The sequence below is a fragment of the Paraburkholderia mimosarum LMG 23256 = NBRC 106338 genome, assembly GCF_000739815.1.
GTDB lineage: Bacteria > Pseudomonadota > Gammaproteobacteria > Burkholderiales > Burkholderiaceae > Paraburkholderia > Paraburkholderia mimosarum.
The window spans coordinates 1-2,017 of record NZ_BBJJ01000254.1 but is presented as its reverse complement, the minus strand read 5'-3'; the positions used below and the strand labels follow the sequence as shown (position 1 = coordinate 2,017).

The window sequence follows — 2,017 nt, the reverse complement described above, 5'->3', positions numbered from 1 at the left end:
CCCTCATGCACCAGCGCCACCGCCTCCGGTGCCCGCCGCACCTGCGCCTCGAACAGCTCGTGGATGCACCGCTCCGACGGATACGCCGCCTCCGTGCGGTTCAGCTCCTCCAGCAGATACCCGCGCTCCTGCCCCGGCAGGATCTCCAGCTCCCGCACCGGCGTGTGCGGCGAGCGCTCCAGCAGGTCCGCCAGTTGCTCCAGCGCGCACTGCATGTAGCCGCACACCCGCTCCGCAGAAACCGGCTCGACCGCTTCCGCCGTCAGGCCCAGCGCCTGCCCGGAGTCTTCCACCGACAGGGTCAGGGGATAGTTGGTGCGCTCCTGCGCACCCAGCCACTCCATGCCGTCCAGGACATCGTCGCCCACCGCGCCCTGAAGCGCCGCCTGCGTATTGTGGCGATAGTTCAGCAGCGCGCTGAACAGCGGCGCAGGCGCCGCAACGCCGCTGCAGCGCTGCGCCAGCGCCAGCGAGGCATGCTCGTGGGTGAGCAGCGCCGCCAGCCGCGCGTGCGTGCGGCGCACACTCTCCTCGACCCCGGTTCCATCCACGTCGAGCCGCACCGGCAGCGTGTTCATGAACAGGCCCATCGCCCGGTCCGCACCGCTGCCACCATGCATGCGCCCGAACAGCACCGTGCCGAACACCACCTGCTCGCGCCCGCTGCTGCGCGCCACCACCTGCGCCCACGCCAGATGGCACAGGCTGGCCAGACTCACCCCCAGCCGCCGCGCCTGCTGCCGCAGCCGGTCGTTAAGTGCCTGCGGCAACTGCCGCCGCGCCTCGTCCACCCCGCTGCCGTCGCTGCGCACCTCGCCCAGCCCGAACGGCAGGGTGGGCCCGTCAATCTCCGAGAGCATCTCCCGGAAGAACTGCTCATGCGCCTGCTCTCCCACACCCAGCCGCGCCTGCGCTATCAGGTTACGGAATGGCTGCGGCTCGGCCAGCTCGTGCTCACGTCCCGCCAGCACGCTCTGGACCTCCGCATGCATTACCTCTGAGGTCGTGTGATCGCCGATCAGATGATGCTGCAGCCCCAGCAGCAGCCAGCGCCCGCTGCCCGGCTCCCGGGCCGTCACAAACCGTATCAGTGGCGCCCGCCCCAGATCGATTCGCTGCCCGCGCGGATCGAACCGGCGCCTGAGCTGCTCGTGAGCCGGCCCGTCAGCCTCGTCCAGCTCAACCTCCACCACCTCCAGCCGCGCCTGGCGCCACACCACCTGCGCCGGACTGGACACCCCCTCCCACACAAACGACGTGCGCAGGATATCGTGCCGGTCCACCACCCGCTGCACTGCCGCCAGATAGCGCTCCAGCAGGTCACGACCGGCAAATGCCATCTGCGAGACCAGCAGGTACGGATCGCCCTGGCTGGCCAGCAGATGATGGAACAGGATGCCCTCCTGCAGCGGCGAGAGGGCATAGATGTCCTGGATGTTGCCCAGCCCTCCGGGCACCGTGGCCACCACCCGGTCGATCTCCGGCTGGCTCAGCCCGATGAGCGGCAGCATCCCGGGGGTGATCGCCGTACTGTGCGCGGTGATCAGGTTGGCGGGGACCGCGACCTCCTGATGGCGGCCCAGGCTGGCCGCCAGATCGGCCAGCACCGGCCGCGCGAACAGCGTGCGCACCTCTACTCCCAGCGAGCGCTGCCGCAGCCGCTCCATCAGCCGCACGGCCAGCAGCGAATGCCCGCCCAGCTCGAAGAAGTGGTCATGCCGACCGACCCGCTCCAGCCCCAGCAGCTCCGCCCACAGCTGCGCCAGCACCGTCTCGAGCTCCCCGCGCGGCGCCTCGTAACCCCGCCGCGCATACGCATCGTCAGCCGGCGCCGGCAGCGCCTGGCGGTCGAGCTTGCCGTTGGCCGTCAGCGGCAGCGCCGCCAGCGGCACGAACGCCGCCGGCACCATGTAGTCCGGTAACTGCCCCACCAGATGCGCGCGCAGCGTCGCCGCCAGCTGCGCTTCCTGCGCCTCCGCTGCGGCCACCACATAGGCCACCAGCTGCGGCTCGCCGG

General features: G+C 70.9%; 1 protein-coding gene. It reads right to left on the bottom strand.

Annotation, left to right across the window (positions count from 1 at the left end):
* On the bottom strand, positions 1-2,017 hold a 2,017-nt coding region (locus BMI01S_RS37155), incomplete at both ends, for a condensation domain-containing protein (protein WP_042293296.1).